10 protein-coding genes and 1 pseudogene are annotated in these 17,931 nt (G+C 68.1%); 7 read left to right on the top strand and 4 right to left on the bottom strand.

All coding sequences use genetic code 11. The features are described from left to right. The first annotated feature begins 202 nt into the window (after positions 1-202). The 7 genes from ACH4EW_RS15050 to ACH4EW_RS15080 all read left to right on the top strand — a co-directional run bounded on the left by ACH4EW_RS15050 (position 203) and on the right by ACH4EW_RS15080 (position 8,132). Positions 203-1,345 carry an ROK family transcriptional regulator gene (locus ACH4EW_RS15050; RefSeq protein WP_398256409.1) on the top strand — a complete coding sequence of 381 codons (1,143 nt, stop codon included), beginning with the start codon at positions 203-205 and terminating at the stop codon, positions 1,343-1,345. A 224-nt stretch (positions 1,346-1,569) separates the two neighbouring features. Further along, complete coding sequence (locus tag ACH4EW_RS15055) at positions 1,570-3,030, top strand: sulfatase-like hydrolase/transferase (RefSeq protein WP_398256411.1); 1,461 nt, start codon at positions 1,570-1,572, stop codon at positions 3,028-3,030. A gap of 77 nt (positions 3,031-3,107) precedes the next feature. Then, positions 3,108-3,932: an ABC transporter permease gene (locus ACH4EW_RS15060; RefSeq protein ID WP_398256851.1), complete on the top strand. Its 825-nt coding sequence runs from the start codon at positions 3,108-3,110 to the stop codon at positions 3,930-3,932. Positions 3,933-3,935: 3 nt separating this feature from the next. Next, positions 3,936-4,718, top strand: coding sequence for an ABC transporter ATP-binding protein (locus tag ACH4EW_RS15065; RefSeq protein ID WP_398256414.1), 783 nt, complete (start codon positions 3,936-3,938; stop codon positions 4,716-4,718). After that, positions 4,715-5,725, top strand: coding sequence for an aliphatic sulfonate ABC transporter substrate-binding protein (locus ACH4EW_RS15070; RefSeq protein WP_398256417.1), 1,011 nt, complete (start codon positions 4,715-4,717; stop codon positions 5,723-5,725). Before ACH4EW_RS15065 ends, ACH4EW_RS15070 begins: the two co-directional genes overlap by 4 nt. Positions 5,726-5,785: 60 nt before the next feature. Next, a complete protein-coding gene (locus ACH4EW_RS15075) occupies positions 5,786-6,835 on the top strand; it encodes a formylglycine-generating enzyme family protein (RefSeq protein WP_398256419.1) in 1,050 nt (349 codons plus the stop codon). Positions 6,836-7,010: 175 nt separating this feature from the next. Next, the gene (locus ACH4EW_RS15080; RefSeq protein WP_398256421.1) at positions 7,011-8,132 is read left to right on the top strand and encodes a PucR family transcriptional regulator; all 1,122 of its coding nucleotides are present in this window, start codon (positions 7,011-7,013) and stop codon (positions 8,130-8,132) included. Positions 8,133-8,276: 144 nt separating this feature from the next. On the opposite strand, the gene ACH4EW_RS15085 is transcribed toward ACH4EW_RS15080, so the two are convergent. From ACH4EW_RS15085 to ACH4EW_RS15100, 4 genes and pseudogenes are all read right to left on the bottom strand, one after another. After that, positions 8,277-10,877 carry a carboxypeptidase regulatory-like domain-containing protein gene (locus tag ACH4EW_RS15085; protein WP_398256853.1) on the bottom strand — a complete coding sequence of 867 codons (2,601 nt, stop codon included), beginning with the start codon at positions 10,875-10,877 and terminating at the stop codon, positions 8,277-8,279. Between the two features lie 9 nt (positions 10,878-10,886). Then, positions 10,887-12,413, bottom strand: a pseudogene (locus ACH4EW_RS15090) (S8 family serine peptidase); the annotation flags it as partial. 795 nt (positions 12,414-13,208) lie between these two features. Then, positions 13,209-17,324, bottom strand: a complete 4,116-nt coding sequence (locus ACH4EW_RS15095) for a carboxypeptidase regulatory-like domain-containing protein (protein WP_398256424.1) — start codon at positions 17,322-17,324, stop codon at positions 13,209-13,211. A 165-nt stretch (positions 17,325-17,489) separates the two neighbouring features. Continuing rightward, positions 17,490-17,663: a hypothetical protein gene (locus ACH4EW_RS15100; protein ID WP_398256427.1), complete on the bottom strand. Its 174-nt coding sequence runs from the start codon at positions 17,661-17,663 to the stop codon at positions 17,490-17,492. Positions 17,664-17,931 lie beyond the last annotated feature (268 nt).

Consider the following 17,931-nt stretch of genomic DNA (forward strand, 5'->3'; position numbering starts at 1 on the left):
CAGGCCCCGCACACGCAGGCGGGGCCCTGCCACCACTCCGATGATGCCATTGGCTGATCCGGGCTCGCGTGATATCGGTCCCCAAGACCTGGTTGGTCTTGGGGACCGACGTTGTTGTGGGGGTGGGTCCGACACCGACGGGCCGGGTGCCAATTCTTCCAGTTTCTGTCCTAATGCCGGGGCACGGGAGCATCATGGCATCGTGACCACTACCCCGAACGGCCGTCCGCGCACGGCCCACGACGACCTTGTCCTCGCCGAACTCCGTCGCTCCGGGGCTCTCAGCCGGGCCGAGCTCGGTCGCCGTACCGGACTGCCGAAGACCACCCTCTTCGGCACGGTGGCCGGGCTGCTCGAATCCGGTGTCCTCGTCGAGCAGTGCGCGGACCTCTCGGTCGACCGCGGCCGGGGCCGGCCTGCCGGAAAGGTCATGCTCAACCCGTCGGCGGGCCTGTACGCCGGCATCGACGCCGCCCGTGGTCGCATGCGGCTGGTCATTGTCAATGCCTCCCATGAAGTGGTGGGCAGTGCGACCCGCGCGCTGCCCGCCGCTCCCGACGCCGCAGTGGTGGGCCGAGCAGCGACAGACCTCATGCGCCAGGCTGCAGAGGAGGGCTCGGTAGGCCTTTCGACCCTCTTGGGCATCGCCATCGGCCTCCCGGGCATCCTGGGCGTCGAGCTCGCCGAGGGACACGTCGAAGAGGTACGCCGCTTGGTCGGCGAGGAGTTCGGCGTTCCCGTCTTCACCGGCAACAACTCCCGCGCCGCCGCGCTGGCAGAGGCGACCTGGGGGGCCGGCCGCAACGTGGAGGACCTGGTCTACGTTCGTTGGTCCGGCGGGATCGGCGGAGGGTTCGTGATCGGCGGCCGCGCGGTTGCCGGGGCGCACCAGGGTGCCGGTGAGATCGGCCATGTGAGCGTGGACCGCAACGGACCGGTCTGCCACTGCGGGGGGCGGGGCTGCCTCGAACTCGTCGCGGGCGGCGAGGCCTTGCTGGAGCAGTGCGCGAAGCGGGATCTCGTGCTCGATGACCTCGACGCCTTGGTGGACGCCATGCGGAACCTCTCCCCGACGGCGCATCGTGTGGTCTCCGCCGCGGCGAGGCAGATCGGAGCGGTGTTGGGCGGGAGTGTCGCGCAGTTGGACCCCGCGCGGATCGTGGTCGGGGGAGAGCTGGCACAGCTCGGCTCGCTGGTCCTGGACCCGATCCGCCAGGAGATCACTCGGTTGGCCCTCCCGCTCGCCGCACGGCAGGTGGAGGTCGTCCAGGCGGACCTGGGGGTCAACGCGGCCGCGCTCGGCGCAGTCGCCTGGCTCTTGCGCGAGGAGCCCTGTCCGGCATGACGGCCGTGCCCCGGGCCTGGCAACCGTGCGACGGGTGGTCAAATGACTGCAGGCCCCCTTGTGGGACACGTTTGGGCCTCAATATGATCCGGCCCGGGAAAAAATCATCTGTCCAGTGCTTTTGACGCTCCTCTCACGTCGCCCGGTGCCGCGCTCATCGCCTCCCGTCGAGGGGGCTGATCGGAAGGGTCATGCCTGTGCCGCCCTGCAGTGTTCTGTTCCTGATGACCGACCAGCACCGGGTCGACACGTTGGGCTGCTACGGCAACCCCGTCGTCAGCACTCCCGCGCTCGACTCCCTCGCCGCGGAGGGCACCCGGTTCGACAGCTTCTACACGCCGACCGCTATCTGCACTCCGGCCCGCGCGTCGCTGTTCACCGGGCAGCACCCCTTCCGGCACGGCCTGCTGGTCAACCCCGAGCGCAACGGAGGCGCCCGGGACGAGGTCGAGGACAGCGCCCCGGTCCTGTCCGCGCCCCTGCTGGAGGCGGGCTACGACCTCGGACATGTCGGCAAGTGGCACATCGGCCGGACCCGGGGGCCGGATTTCTACGGCATGGACGGCGAGCACCTGCCCGGTGCCCTCAACCCGTTCCACCACCCCTCCTATGAAGCGTGGCTCGATGCCAAGGGCTACCCCCGCTTCGCCGTCAAGGACGGGGTCTTCGGTGCCGCGCCCAACGGCATCGGCCGCGGCCACCTGATCGCCGGGCGCCTTCAGCAGCCCGTCGAGGCCACCATGGAGGCCTACCTCACCGGCCGGACCCTGGAGCTCCTCGACCGCTACGCCGACAACTGGCACTCCGAGGGAAAGCCGTTCATGCTCTCCTGCCACTGGTTCGGTCCCCACCTGCCCTACCTGATCCCGGACGAGTACTACGACATGTACGACCCGGCATCGGTGCCCCTGCCGGCCTCGATGGCCGAAACCTTCACGGGCAAGCCGGACGTCCAGCGCCGCTACGCCGAGTACTGGTCGGCCGACTCCTTCGACGGCGACGCCTGGCGCAAGCTCATCGCCGTCTACTGGGGTTACGTCACGATGATCGACCACCAGGTCGGCCGGCTCCTCGACGCCCTGAAGGAGCGCGGGCTGTGGGACGACACCGCGGTGGTCTTCACCGCCGACCACGGCGAGTTCACCGGCTCCCATCGGCTCAACGACAAGGGCCCTGCCATGTACGAGGACATCTACCGCATTCCGGGCCTGGTCCGGGTGCCCGGGTGCCCCCCGCAGGTCCGCGACGACTTCGCAACCCTGATCGATCTGTACGCCACCCTTCTCGACGTGGCCGAAGTGCCCGTCCCCGACGACTGCGACGGCCGGAGCCTGCTACCGGTGCTGAGCGGGGAGCCCGCCGACGGCACTCGTGAGGAGGTCGTCACCGAATTCCACGGCCACCACTTCCCCTACTCGCAGCGGATGATCCGTGACCGTCGCCACAAGCTCGTCTACAACCCCGACAGCGTCAACGAGCTCTACGACCTGGACGTCGACCCGCACGAACTGCACAACGTCCACGACGCGCCGGCCTACGCCCACGTACGCCGGGACCTGACCACCCGCCTGTACCAGGAGCTGCTGCGCCGCGGTGACCCTGCCTACACGTGGATGAGCTACATGTCCGACATCGGCTCGGATCGTGCGCCCGACGTCGACGGCGTCGCGGACGAGGTGGCATGAGCAGCGAGACCACGCCTGCCGAGGACCGCCGGCAGGCGGCTTGCCGACTGGAGGACCCCCTGAGGGGTGACAACTCCATGTCCGCGGGCGCTACCCGCGGGGGAACCGTTCCGGCCGCCGGGGCGACGGTCCGCCACCGGCCGCGGGGCAAAGGGGTCGACACCCGTGGGCTGCTGCTGTCGGCCTGCTCCGCGCTGCTCGGTCTCCTGGTGTGGATCGGACTGGCCCACAGCGGCATCCAGGGCTTCCCGGGCCCGCCGGCGGTGGCCGACCGCGGATGGCAGCTGATCCGGGACGGCATCCTGCTCGACGACCTCGCGGCCAGCCTGCGGCGGGTGCTCACCGGCTACGTCATCGGCGTCGCCGCCGCGATCCCCGTGGGGTTCGCGATGGGCTGGTACCCGATCGTGCGCCGGCTGGTCGAGCCGTGGCTGCAGTTCTTCCGGATGGTCCCGCCACTGGCGATCATCCCGCTGGCCATCGTGTTGATGGGCATCGACGAGACGCCCAAGATCTTCGTCATCTTCCTGGCCGCGTTCCTGTCCTCGGTGGTCTCCACCTTCCAGGGCGTGGTCTCGGTGGACGTCACCCTGGTCAACGCCGCCCGCGTGCTGGGAGCCGGGGACCGCCGCGTCTTCCTCGGCGTCGTGGTCCCTGCCTCCACCCCGTTCATCCTCGTCGGAATGCGGATCGGTCTCGGCGCTGCCTGGGCCACCGTGGTGGCGGCCGAGCTGATCGCGGCACAGAGCGGCCTTGGCTTCCGCATGCAGCAGGCCCAGCTCTATTACGACCTGCCCACCATGTTCGTCCAGTTGATCACCATCGGCGCCGTCGGCCTGGTCCTGGACCGGCTGCTGCTGTTGACCGAGCGCAAGCTGACCGGCTGGCAGGAGAGGAGATAACCCGTGCCCGCCATCAAGTTCAACGACGTCTACCGCGACTTCGACACCAAGAACGGTGGCTTCATCGCCCTCGACCACGTCAGCCTCACCATCGAGGACGGCGAGTTCGTCACCGTCGTCGGCCCGTCCGGATGCGGCAAGAGCACCATGCTCAACATCGCGGCCGGCCTGCTCGAAGCCGCCGGCGGAACGGTCACCGTGGACGACCGGCCGGTGAACGGCCCCAGCCCCGAGCGCGGCGTCATCTTCCAGCAGTACGCGCTCTTCCCCTGGATGACCGTCACCGGGAACGTCGAGTTCGGCCTCAAGGTCGCAGGAGTCGACAAGCGCGAGCGGCGGGCCACCGCCCTGCGGATGATCGACATGGTCGGTCTCACCGACTTCGCCGATGCCCTGCCCAAAACCCTCTCGGGCGGCATGAAGCAGCGGTGCGCCATCGCCCGCGCCTACGCCGTGAACCCGAAGGTCCTGCTCATGGACGAGCCCTTCGGCGCACTGGACGCCCTCACCCGCGTCCGCCTCCAGGACTCCCTTCTGGAGACCTGGAGCCGGGATCGGCGCACCGTCATGTTCATCACCCACGACGTCGACGAGGCCGTCTACCTCGCAGGCCGCGTCGCCGTGATGGCCGCGCGCCCCGGCCGCATCCAGCAGATCATCCCGGTCGACCTGCCTTACCCCCGCACCGAGGAGATGCGCCTGTCCGCCGAGTTCGCCGAACTGCGGCGCCAGGTCTGGAACGCCGTCCACCACCAGCCGACCACAGTCGAAGGAGCTGACTCTTGAACCGCAGGACCGCCGGCCTGAGGGCGGCCACGGTCATCCTCGTCCTGGCAGCATCCGCCACCGGTTGCAGCAGCGGCGTCGCCTCTTCCGGCGGCGCGGCCGCCACCCCCGTCAGCCTCGGCTACATCGCGGACTACAGCGGCTCCGCAGCCTTCGCCGTCGCCGCCAAGCAGGGCCTGTGGGCCAAGCAGGGCCTCAAGCCCGACCTGAAGGTGTTCACCAACGGTCCCCTCCAGGTCCAGGCACTCGGCGCCGGCGACCTCGACTTCGGCTACGTCGGCCCCGGTGCCTTGTGGCTGCCCGCCTCCGGCAAGGCCGAGATCGTTGCGGTCAACATGCTCGGCCAGGCCGACCGGGTCATCGCCCGCCCCGGCAGCGGCATCACCAAGCCCGCCGGCCTCAAGGGCAAGAAGGTCGCCGTCCCCGACGGCACCTCCGGCGACATGATCCTCAACCTCGCCCTGGAGCAGGCCGGCCTCAAGCCCGGCGACATCACCCGGGTCTCCATGGACCCCGGCACCGTCGTCACCGCCTTCTCCTCCGGACAGGTCGACGCGGCCGCCATCTGGTACCCGCTCATCGACACCATCAGGAAGCGGGTCCCCGACCTCGTCGAGGTCACCCGCACCCAGGACTTCTACCCGAAGCTGACCTTCCCCAGCGCCTTTGTCACCCGGCCCGGGCTGCCCGCCGACAACCCCGCGCTGGTCAAGAAGGTCACCACGGTGCTGCGCGAGGCCGACGACTGGATCGCCGCCCACCCGCAGGACTCCGAGAAGGTCACCGCCGACTTCCTCAAGCTCCCGGCCGACCAGCTCGCAGGGTCCACCAAGTACGTGAAGATCATGTCCTCGGCCGACCTGGCCAAGCTCACCCAGGACGGAACGGTCGACGGCTGGTTCAACAGGCTCGCCGACGTGTTCGTGACCATGGGCAAGCTCAAGGCCCCCGGCGACGCCAAGGACTACTACCTCGGCAGCCAGTACCAGGCCGCCACGGCCAAGTGACACAGCAATGCAACGGTCGGCAGTCCTCGCCGCCGACCGTTGCACCGAGCCGCTCCCGAGATGGAAAGGGACGCCGTGGTCCTCATCGGCATCGAGCCCGTCCAACCACCGACCGATCCCTGGCCAACGGCCAAAGGCGCGACCGGCCACGCCTGCTGCGGACCACACCGCAGCAACCGTTCACCGGCGGCCCCCTCACCCCTCGCCCCCGCGCCCTTCGCCGCCCCGCACCGAGAACCCAAGGACATCCTGCGCGGCATGGCTGCCGTCCCCGGCGGCACCTTCTGGATGGGCGGGGACGACCCCGACGCCTTCCCCGAGGACGGCGAAGGCCCGGTACGGCAGGTCGGCCTGCGCCCCTTCCACATCGACGTCCACGCCGTCTCCAACGCCAAGTTCGCCACCTTCGTCAAAGCCACCGGCTACGTCACCGAAGCCGAACGCTTCAACTGGTCGTACGTCTTCCAGGGCTTCCTCCACCCCGACGCGCGGCGGCACGTCCTCGATGGCACTGTCCCCGGCGCCCCCTGGTGGCGAGCGGTCCAGGGCGCCTTCTGGCGAGCCCCCGAAGGCCCCGGATCCTCCATCGGCAACCGGCCGAACCACCCGGTCGTCCACATCTCCTGGCACGACGCCAACGCCTACGCCACCTGGGCCGGCAAGCGCCTGCCGACTGAAGCCGAATGGGAGTGCGCAGCCCGCGGCGGACACGAACGCCGACGCTTCCCCTGGGGCGACGAGCTCGACCCCGACGGCCGCCGCCGCTGCAACATCTGGCGCGGAGACTTTCCGCACAACAACACCGCCGCCGACGGCTACCGCTCCACCGCGCCCGTCAACGCCTTTGCACCCAACGGCTACGGCCTCCACAACACCTCCGGCAACGTCTGGGAATGGTGTGCCGACTGGTTCAGCGCCGACTGGCACGCCCCCGACACCCCCGCCACCCGCAGCGACCCCACCGGCCCTTCCGGCGGCCACGTCCGCGTCATGCGCGGCGGATCCCACATGTGCCACCCCACCTACTGCAACCGCTACCGTCTCGCGGCCCGTACCGGCAATGCCCCCGACAGCTCTGCCGGCCACACCGGCTTCCGCTGCGCCTACTGACTGAGGGTGGCCGGCTGAGCTGATCAGCTGCGAACCAGGCTGCACCGCCCCGGAGGTTTTCACCATGTACCCGGAGCTTCAGCACCTCGTTGACTCGCTGGCGACCCAGCTGTCACGCCCGGCGACCGTCGAGGACCGTCGACAGCGGCTGGTGGTCTACAGCCGGCACAGCGAGGTGCCCGACGCCGTACGCCATGCTTCGATTCTGCAGCGCTGTGTATCCGGCGAGGTGCTGGCATGGCTGCGACGGTTCGAGCTGGCCAAGGCGCGACACCCGGTCCGCATTCCCCACAACCTCTCGCTCGGCATGCTGCCGCGGTTATGCATACCGATCCGGCACCACGACCTTCTCCTGGGGTATCTGTGGCTCATCGATGCCGACGAGTCGATGGGCTCGGAGCAGATCGCGCTGGCCGAAACCGCCGCCCAAGGCCTCGCTCTCGCGCTCTATCGTGAGGTGCTGACCGGCGAACTCGCGTCGAACCGGGAGACAGAGGCGATCAGGAACCTGCTGCTTTCCGGCAGCGACGTCCAGGCCTATGCGGCGCGCACCCTCATCGACAGCGGGCACTTCGACCCCTCCCTCGGCGTTGTCGTGCTGGTGGCACGGCCGGTGCTCACCCCCGGCACGGAGCCGGATGACCAGGTGCGGCTCGCCCTCGAGCATGCGCTCGTCAACACCCGTCACCGGCTGCCCGCAAGACACGCCGTCCACCTTGTCTCCTACAGCGACGGGTTGCTTCTCTTCGGTACGGAGGGAGAGGTCGACGAGCCAACGGTGAACCGCTGTGTGTCCCACCTCGACCACGCCCTGCAGACCGCTCTGTCCGGACTCGAGCAGGTGTCATCATGCGTGATCGGCGTCGGACAGCCACGGTCGGAGTTGGCGCAGGCACGTGGCTCCTATCTCGAGGCCGGCCAAGCCGCTCGTATCGCTGCTTCGATGCCTGACGTCGGCCGGATTGCCCGATGGTCCCACCTCGGCATCTACCGGGTACTCGCGCAGCTGTTCGGTCAGGACCTCGGCGAGCTCGTGCTTCATCCCGGGCTCGAGCGACTTTTCACCAATCCGGAGGCGCTGCCTCTGCTTCAGACGCTGGAGACCTACCTCGATCTCTCCGGGAACGCACTTGCGGCCTCCGAACGCCTGAAGCTGCATCGCACGTCGCTGTACTACCGCATTCAGCGTTTTGAGCACTTGGCAGGCGCCAACCTCAAAGACGGCAACGAACGTCTCTGCCTGCACCTCGGACTGAAACTCGCGCGGTTCACCGGCCGCTACCGGCCTGTCGGCTGAGCCCTACGGCCTCGACGTGGCTCCCGCCCGCTGTGGGCGGGAGGCAGCCGAGAAGGGTGACGGCCCCGCCATCGGATCGGTGGCGGGGCCGCGATCTGTCCGTGCGGGGTCGGGCCCGGGCACGACCCCGCGCGGAGTGTCGGATCAGGGGCAGGTGCGGTCGGGTTCGAGGGAGAAGTCGGCCATGGTTGCCGTACCCTGCTTGACCTTGACCGATCGGGTCTGCGACGCCCAGCCGTCCTTGGCCGCGATCACCGTGAGCGGGTTGTTGCTGACGTCCAGCCAGAGCACGTACTGACCGTTCCGGTCGGTCCTCAGCGTGTAGCTCGCCGTCTTCGAACTGATCCGCACGGTCGCTCCGGTCAGCGGCGCCGACGTGCCGGTGCAGCCGACCCCGGTGACCGTCCCGGTGATCTTTCCCCAGGTCTTGGGCGGGTTCACCGTGAGCGCCACCGGGACCGACGGGATCGCCCCGTACGGGGTCTTCGCGCTGACCGTGAGCTGCGCGGTGAGCGTGCCCGGCTGGGTGATCTCGGTGACGTTCGCGTCGAAACTCACGTTGATGTCAACACTCTCGCCCGGCTGGATCGTCACCTCGGTCCTGTCCACCGAGAGCCAGGGGATTCCGACACACTGGTCGTAGCCGGGCAGCAGCTCGGAGTTCTTGACCGCGTTCCACCCTTCGGTGGCGCCTCCGATCTTGTAGAAGCCGCAGGCGGAGCCGCCGCGGTAGACGGCGTTGTTGGAGTTGGGCAGCGCAGTCCAGGTGTCGGAACCCGGGTCGTAGGCGTAGCCCCGGTTGGTGATCGTGGTGAAGCCGTCGGTCACGCCGCCGGACACGAGGAGCTTGCCGTCTGCCGTCGAGTAGCCCATCCCCCACGAGTCGATCGGCAGGTCGGCAACGGCGGTCCAGCTGTGGGACGACGGATCGTAGCTGTAGGCGTGCTTGGTGGAGCTGCCCGACGACGCCCCGCCCGCGCAGTACAGCTTGTTCGCGATGGCGCCGCAGCCGAGCCAGGAAATCGGCTCCGGATACGCCATGCCCGAACTCCAGGAGTCCGAGGCCGGATCATACGCCTGCACGTCAGTCCTGCCACAGTCGGTGCCCGTGCAGCCGCCGATGATGTAGATCTTGCCGCCCAGCACGGTCACGGCGGCGGCCGCCCACGGCTTCGGGTTGTCGGCGCCAGTGGACCAGGCGCCGGTCGCCGGGTCGTAGATCTCGGTCTTGGCCACCGGTCTCTCGTAGGTGTCCCAGCCGCCGAAGACGTAGATCTTGCCACCGTAGGCGGCTGCCTGCGCCCCCGAACGGGCCATGCTCAGTTTCGGCAGGGCACTCCACGCCTGGGCTGCCGGGTCGTAGGCGTAGGCATTGTTCAGGAATTTGGTGCCGTCGAATCCGCCGACCGAGTAGACCTTGCCGTCGAGGGTCGCCACAGCGCTTTCCATGACCGGTACGGGGTAGTCGGCCACCGTCGTCCACGGTGCCTCGTACGGCATCGCCGAGGGCTTGGCGGCCGCCGGCCGCGTGGTCTTGCCGGGCCGGATCCGCAAGGGGCTGTAGTGTCCCTTCACCTCCTGCAGCGGAGCACCCTTCTGTGCCGCGGCGGGCTGGTGGCCGCCCGGCTGCTTACCGATTTTGACGGTGGCCGGGGCAGATCCGGTGTTCTTCAGGGTCACCGTGGAGCTGCCCTTGCCCTGCCAGTCGACGCTCTCGCTGACCTGGGCCGGGACCGCGATCCGGGGTGCGGGCAGGGCGAACGTGCCATCCGTTGCCTGATGCGGGGCCACGTTGACGGTGATGTCGTGTGCGCTGTAGGAGTTCCCCGCCGTGGCGGAGAACGTGTGCTCCCCGGTGAGCGAGGAGAACATCCAGTAGAAGCCGTCGCCCAGGTTCGGGTCCTTCGGCGTCGCCACCGAAGTCGTCTTCTCCGTAGGCTTGTCGGCCGACGTCACCGAGGCGCCGTTGATCGCGTCCCCGGTGTTCTTGTCGGTCACCTGGCCGACGACCAGGCCGCCCGGTGCCGGGTCGCACGTGCGATCGCCGAGGAAGACATCGTCGACCTGCCACCACCACCCATAGCTGGCGGTGAAGTGGAACCTCACCTGGACGTTGGCCTTGCCGGCGGCCTGGGACAGGTCCACGAGCTCGGTCCGCGGCCCCCGGACGCTGTCGGTGGTGTGGTGCCAGACGTTGGTCCACGTCTGGCCGCCGTCGACGCTGAGATCGACGTCCCCGGTCTGACCCGCGAGGCCGAAGTAGTCGGTGCGGAAGGACAGGGACGGGTGGGTCCGCCGGCTGAAGTCCATGACCGGGCTGATCAGCGAGCTGTCCTGTGAAGTGCCGCGGCCGTAGCGCGAGCTGTCGATGACGGCGAAGCCGCCGGACCCGCCGGTCTTGTTGCCGCGCTTGGCGGGGTCGTTGAACACCCAGGTCTGGCCATTGCCCAGCTTGTCGTCGACGGTCCAGCCCGATGGCGTGGTGGTGCCGTCGAACGACTCGGTGGCGCCGTCGTAATGGAGGCCGTACCCGGCCGCGCTGCAGGTCGTCTGGTCGACCGACGCGTCGACGTCATGCGTCACATCGGCCGAACCCACCTGAATTTCCCGTGAGTTGCGCTTGTAACCCGGGTACAGCGGGTCGACCTGCAGGGTGTAGGTGTCGGAGACGGGCACACTCAGCGTGTACTTCCCTGTCTTGGGGTCGGTGTAGACGACCGCCGTCGGCTCATCCTTGACCCGCACGGTCGCATACAGCGGCCAACCCTGACCGGAACCGTCATGGACCTTGCCCGTGACGTTCACGCGCGACTTCCCGTTCAGTGCGAAGTCCTCGGTCACCTTCTGCCGGTCGGCGACTGCGACATCCGAGACAGTCTTGGTGGCGTACCCGAACTTGCTCGCACTGACGTCATACGTTCCCGCCGGCACGGTCAGGTTGTAGCGCCCCTGACCATCCGTCATCTCTGTGATGTCACCCACGGTGATCTCGGCCGCGGCCAGCGGAGCGGTGCCGTCGGTGACGGTACCCGTGACGGTGCCGTGCGGCCCGGAACGGAACGCCGAGACGTTCATCAGCAGGTTGGGGGAACCGGTGCCCGGGGCTGTCACCACTCCGGTGGTGGCTGAGGAGGTCAGCGCCTCTGCTACCTGCGATGGGGCGGCGGTGGGGTTGTCGGCCAGGTAGAGCGCGGCTGCTCCGGCCACGTGCGGGGACGCCATCGAGGTGCCGGAGATGGTGTTGGTGGCAGTGTCGCCGGTGTTCCACGCCGACTTGATGGCTGTCCCGGGCGCGAAGATGTCCAGCGTGCTGCCGTAGTTGGAGAAGCTGGAGCGGGCGTCATTGCTGGCGGTGGAGCCGACGGTGAGGGCCTCGCTCACGCGGGCCGGGGACGAGGTGGCGGCATCCGTGCTGTCGTTGCCCGCCGCCACGGCGTAAGTTACCCCGGAGGCTATGGAGTTACGGACAGCTGTGTCCAGCGCCGTGTCGGTAGGGCCGCCGAGGCTCATGTTGGCAACCGCGGGCTTGACGGCGTTGGCGGTCACCCAGTCCACACCCGCGATCACCCCGGAAGTGGTGCCGGAGCCGGAGTTGTCGAGCACACGTACCGCGACGACCTTGGCCTGCTTGGCCACACCGTACGACGAGCCCGCAACCGTGCCGGCGACGTGCGTGCCATGGCCGTTGCCGTCCTCGGCGATGTTGTCGCCGTCCACCGCGTCGTACCCGTAGCCGGCACGGCCGCCGAAGTCCTGGTGACTGATGCGCACACCGGTGTCGATGATGTAGGCCGTGACTCCGCCGCCCGCCGTACCCGGGTAGGTGTAGCTGCTGTCGAGCGGCAGGGCTTGCTGGTCGATCCGGTCCAGCCCCCAGGAGGGCGGATTGGGCTGAGTGCTGGTCGGGTCAGTACCGGTCGCCTTGACGACCTGGTCCTGCACGACGGACTCCACGGCCGGATCGGCGGCGAACCGCTTGGCCTGTTTCTCCGTCAGCTCGACGGCATAGCCGTTGAGCGCCGCGTCATACGTCCTCTTGACCTTGGCACCGTACTTGGCAGCCAGCGCCTTGCCCTTGCGCGAGCCGGCGTCGGCTTCCTTGCCGAGCACCACGATGTACCGATCCTTGATGGCACCGGGCGCACCTGCACTCTCGATCGTGCCTTCGGCCTGACTCGCCGCCGCCGCGGGCAGCGCCGGACCGACGCCCAGCGTCAAGGCCGCAACAACGACCGCGGCCGCGCCCTTGAGGCTGCGCCGGGTACGTGACATCACTCGCATCACAGGGCCTCCTCTGCGACGACAGCGAGCGTCACGATCAACGCGCCGACGCGTCCGACCGTTGTGGTTGACGCAAGCGGACGCGATCTGAGGCGGGTTGGTTGAGGGGAAGGGGGATGAGACATGTACAGCTCTCCTACGGGGTGCATGCAAACCCGAATCGTGAATTTCTGATCAGGCAGATCTCGGCTCAGTCGCACTTCTTCGCCGCGGCTCGTCTCCGCGGCCCAGCGTGCTGCAGTACGGACCGGGGTCCGTGATCACGGGGAGCTTGAAGCCCCAACTCGGTCTCATTCGGCCGATGATGTCGGCCGGACCACACCGGGCTTTCCGCCGCCGTCACCGTCCGAGGCGGATTCCACGAGCACTAGCTTTCGCCACCACGAATACGATGACGAAACGCCAAGAACATACTTGTTACCGTGCTTCCGGAAGATGGATCACTCGGACGAGGACGAAACAATCCAGCCTCGAGGCGGTGCTCGGGAAGACGACAGGTTCAACAGGGTACGGTGCACGAGACTTTGTTCGTCCCCTCTGCCGGACAACGGGTTTGCGCGGACCTTACGGCCGGCGGCACAGCTCCGTCATCGGTTGAATGTCGGGACGATCCCGGCGCGAGCCCGACGAATGTCGAATCGTGCAGACGCCCGACGGCTCGGTATCCAGCGCGGCATCACCCCCCGGTCGATCGCCGACCGCCGAAAGCGTCCCGGCCCCGCCATGGGAACGGTGGCGGGGCCGAGAACTGTCCGTGCGGGCCGGGGCCGGGCCCGGCCCGCACGGAGCATCAGATCAGCTGCAGATTTCTTTGAGAGAGAAGTCGGCCGTGGTTGCCTTGCCCGGCTTGATCCCGACCGATCGGGTCTGCGGCTCCCAGCCGTCCTTGGACGCGGTCACCGTGACCGGGTTGTCTCTGACGTCGAGCCAGAGCACGTACTGGCCGTTCTTGTCGGTCTTCAGGGTGAAGCTCGCCGTCTTCGAGGCGATCTGCACGGTCGCTCCGGTCAACGGCGCCGACTTGCCGGTGCAGCCGACCCCGGCAACCGTCCCGGTGATCTTTCCCCAGGTCTTGGGCGGGTTCACCGTGAGCGCCACCGGCACCGAGGGGATCGCCCCGTACGGGGTCTTCGCGCCGATCGTGAGCTGCGCAGTGACCGTGCCCGGTTGGGTGATCTGGGCGAGGCTCGCGTCGAAACTCGCGTTGACGTCGACGCTCTCGCCCGGCTGGATCGTCACCTCGGTCTTGTCCACCGAGAGCCAGGGGACATCGCCTGTGGCGGCGCACTGGTCATAGCCGGGCAACAGCTCCGAGTTCCTGGAACCGTAGTAGTTTCCGGCGGAACCCCCGATCTTGTAGAAGCCGCAGGCGGAGCCTGCGCGGTAGAGAGTGTTGTTGGAGTTGGGCAACGCGGTCCAGGCATCGGAACCCGGGTCGTAGGCGAAGCCCTTGTTGGTGAGCACGCTGGAGTGATCGGTTACGCCGCCGGACACGAGCAGCTTGCCGGCCGACACCGAGTAGCCCATCCCCCACAGCTCGATCGGCAGGTCAGCGACGCGAGTCCATCTGGCGGTTGCCGGGTCGTAGCTGTAGGCGTGCGTGCTGGCCGGGCCTTGCCCGCCCGCGCAGTACAGCTTGTCCTCGATGGCACCGCAGCCGAGCCAGGAGACCTTCTCCGGATACGCCGTGCCCGAACTCCAGGAGTTCGCCGCCGGATCGTAGACCTGCACATTCGTCTTGCCGCAGTCGTTGCCGATGCAGCCGCCGACGAGGTAGATCTTGCCGCCCAGCTCGGCCACGCCGGCGCCGGAGCGCGGTTGCGGGTTGTCGGCGCCCGTGGACCAGGTACCGCTCGCCGGGTCGTAGATCTCGGTCTTGGCCACCGGCCTCGTGTAGTTGTCCCAGCCGCCGAAGGCGTAGAGCTTGCCACCATGGGCGGCTGCCTGCGCTCCGCCCCTGGCGACGCTCATGTTCGGCAGAGCACTCCACGCCTGGGCGCCCGGGTCGTAGGCGTAGGCCTTGTTGACGAAGTACGTGTCGTCGAATCCGCCGACCGAGTAGACCTTGCCGTTGATGGTCGCCACAGCGTTGTCCATGACCGGCATGGGGTAGTCGGCCGCTGTCGTCCACGGTGCCGCGTACGGCGTCACCGACGGCTTGGCAGCCGCCCGTGCGGTCTTGCCGGGCCGGAACGGCAGGGGGCTGTAATCTCCCTTCACCTGTTGCAGCGGAGCGCCCTGCTGCGCCGCGGCGGGCTGGTTGCCGCTCGGCGCGACCGGCCACTCACGGATCTTGGTGGTCACCGGGGCGGTTCCGGTGTTCTTCAAGGTCAGGGTGGAGTTGCCCTGGCCCTCCCAGTCGACGGTCGCGCTGACCTGGGCCGGGACCGCAATCCGTGGTGCGGGCAGGGCGAACGCGGCGTCCGTTGCCTCGTGCGGGGCCACGTTGACGGTGATGTCCTGTGGGCTGTAGTAGTTCCCCACCTTGGCGTTGAACTTGTGATCCCCGGTGAGCGAGGAGAACATCCAGTAGAAGCCGTCGCCCAGCTTCGGGTTGTTCGGCGTCGCCGCCGAGGTCGTCTTCTCGGCGGGCTTGTCGCCCGAGGTCACCGTGGCGCCGTTGATCCCGGCCCCGGTGTTCTTGTCGGTCACCCGGCCGACGACCAAACCGCCCGGCAGCGGGTCACAGGTGCGGCCGCCGAGGCGGACGTCGTCGACCTGCCACCACATGCCCCACTTGGCGGTGAAGTGGAACCGCACCTGGACTTTGGCCTTGCCGGCGGCCTGGGACAGGTCCACGACCTCGGTCCGCGGCCCCCAGGCTCTGTCGTTGGCGTGGTGCCAGAGGGTGTTCCACGTCTGGCCGCCGTCGACGCTGAGATCCACGTCTCCGGTCTGGTACACCATGCCGTTGTAGTCGGAGTGGAAGGTCAGGACCGGTTGGGCTTCCTGGCTGAAGTCCATGACCGGACTGATCAGCGAGCTGTCCTGTGAACTGTCGCGGCCGTGGTAATCGCTGTCGATGACGGCGAAACCGCCGGACCCGCCGGTCCTGTTGGGGCGATCGCGGGGGTCCTTGAACACCCAGGTCTGGCCGTTGCCCACCTTGTCGTCGACGGTCCAGCCCGTCGGCACGCTGGTGCCGTCGAACGGCTCGGTGGTGCCGTTGTAGTGGAAGCCGTACCCGGCGGCAGTGCAGCTCATCGGGTCGATCGACGCGTTGACGTCATGCGTCACATCCGCCGAACCCACTGGCACATCCTGCGAGTTGCGTTTGTAACCCGAGTACAACGGGTCGACCTGCAGGGTATAGGTGCCGGAGACGGGCACACTCAGGGTGTACTTCCCCGTCTTGGGGTCGGTATAGGCAACCGCCGTCGGCTCGTCCTTGACCCGCACGGTCGCATACAGCGGCCAGCCCTGACCGGAAGCGTCGTGGACCGTACCGGTGACGTTGACACGCGACTTGGAGCTCAGCGCGAAGTCCTCGGTCACCGTCTGCCCATCAGCGATCGCGACACCCGAAACGGTCTTGGTGGCGTACCCGAACTTGCTCGCACTGACGTCATACGTTCCCGCCGACACGGTCAGGGCGTAACGCCCCTGACCGTCCGTCATCACCGTGGCATCGCCCACAGTGACCTTGGCCGCCGCCAGCGGAGAAGTGCCGTCGGTCACCGTACCCGCGACAGTGCCGCGCGGCCCGGAGGGCACGGGGCGGAACGCGGCGACCCCGTTCGGGGTGCCGAGCCCGGTCGGCCCGTCATACCCCGGCCCGCCGTTGCACAGGTACGCAGCCGTGCAACTTCCGTTGCTTCCGGACGTCACATCATTCAGCGTGGCGGGCTGGGCATACGGGTAGGAGCTGGGCGCTGAACCCGCCGCCGGTTTCCCGGCCAGCGCGTAGACCGAGGCGATGATCGGGGCGGACGCGCTGGTGCCGCCGAAGACCTGCCAGCCACCGTTGTAGACCGCGACACCGGTGCTCGGGTCGGCGACCGCGGACACATCCGTGATCGTACGGCGCGCGCAGCCGGTGTCCTGCTGGAACGACGGCTTGGACACGAACCTCGAGCAGCCGCTGCCCGCATACCTCCATGCGCTTTCGGCCCAGCCGCGGGTGGTGGAGGTGTCCTTGACCAGCGAGGTGCCGCCGACCGCCGTCACGTACTGCGACGCGGCCGGGTACGCGACGCGGTAACCGCTGTCACCGCTGGCGAAGGTGATCGCGACACCGGGGTGGTTGAAGTAGGCCTCGTCGCTCTGGGGCTCGTCGGGAGTCTCGGTACTGCCCCAGCTGTTGGAAACGTACTTGGCGCCCTGGGCGACCGCCTGGTTCACGGCCGCGCCGAGGTTTTTCAGGGAGTTGTCGTCGGCCTCGACCAGCAGGATCTTGCAGCTCGGGCAGGTCGCGCTGACCATGTCGATGTCCAGTGCGATCTCCGCGGCCCACTGGGAGTTCGCCGGTGGATAGCTGGTGGCGCCGCGTTGATCGATCTTCTTGAAGCAGCCGTTGGCCGTGGTGCACTGCGGCAGCCCGTACTGCTGACGGTAGACGGCCAGGTCCGCCTCGGCGTGCGGGTTGTCGAACGCAGCCACGACGGCGACCGTCTCGGTGGAGCCGGCGTCGGGCAGGTTGTACGCGCTTCGCAGGTCGGCCGGGCCGAAACCGGCGGGAGCGGCATCAGCCTGGAGACCCTTCGCTGCGACGACATCCGTGCGGACCATGGCGAGGCAGGACATCTCGCCGGCCTTTGACGGCTTGGCGCACACCTGATCGGCGGGATGCCGGCCAGGCGAGGTGGAGCCGGCGGCCTTCGTGGTCGGGACGGGATGCTTGGCGGAGGGGGTGGAGGCGGAGGCCGCGGTCGGCACAGCGATCACCGTGGCCGCGGCGACGGCGAACGCCACGAGCAGCGTTAAGACGCTTGAGACGCGTCCGACCGCCGTGTCCAACGCGAGCGGACGCGATCTGAGGCGAGTTGGTCGAGCGGAGCGGGGATGAGACATGTACACCTCTCCTACGGGGTGCATGCAAACCCGAATCGTGAATTCTTGAGCAGGGCAGATTTCGGCTCAGTCGCACTTCTTCGGCTGCGATTCGATTCCGCGGCCCAGCGTGCTGCAGTACAAACTGACGTCCGTGATCACGGGGAGCTTGATGCTCCATTCCGTCTCGTCCGGCCGGATGTTGTCGGCCGCGATCATGTCGGGCTTTCCGTCGCCGACATGGCCCAAGACAGACTCCACGAGCACGTGCTCACGAATCGCATCCTCACAGGAGAACACGGGCTGCAGGAGGCCCTTTTCGATGATGGGCCGGCAGGTTCCTGTGCCTGAGCGCCCGTCGTCGGCAGGAAACTGGTTACTAGGGCTGTCGCCGCTCCGAATATGATGACGAAACGTCAAGAATGTGCTGTGTCATGCCACCAGAAGATGGACCAACCGGACGCAGTCGGCACTTTCTGCCCTCGAGGCGGTGCTCGGGGAGACAAAGGGTTCGACAGGATACGGTGCA

The organism is Streptomyces sp. NPDC018000 (assembly GCF_044328025.1).
GTDB lineage: Bacteria > Actinomycetota > Actinomycetes > Streptomycetales > Streptomycetaceae > Streptomyces.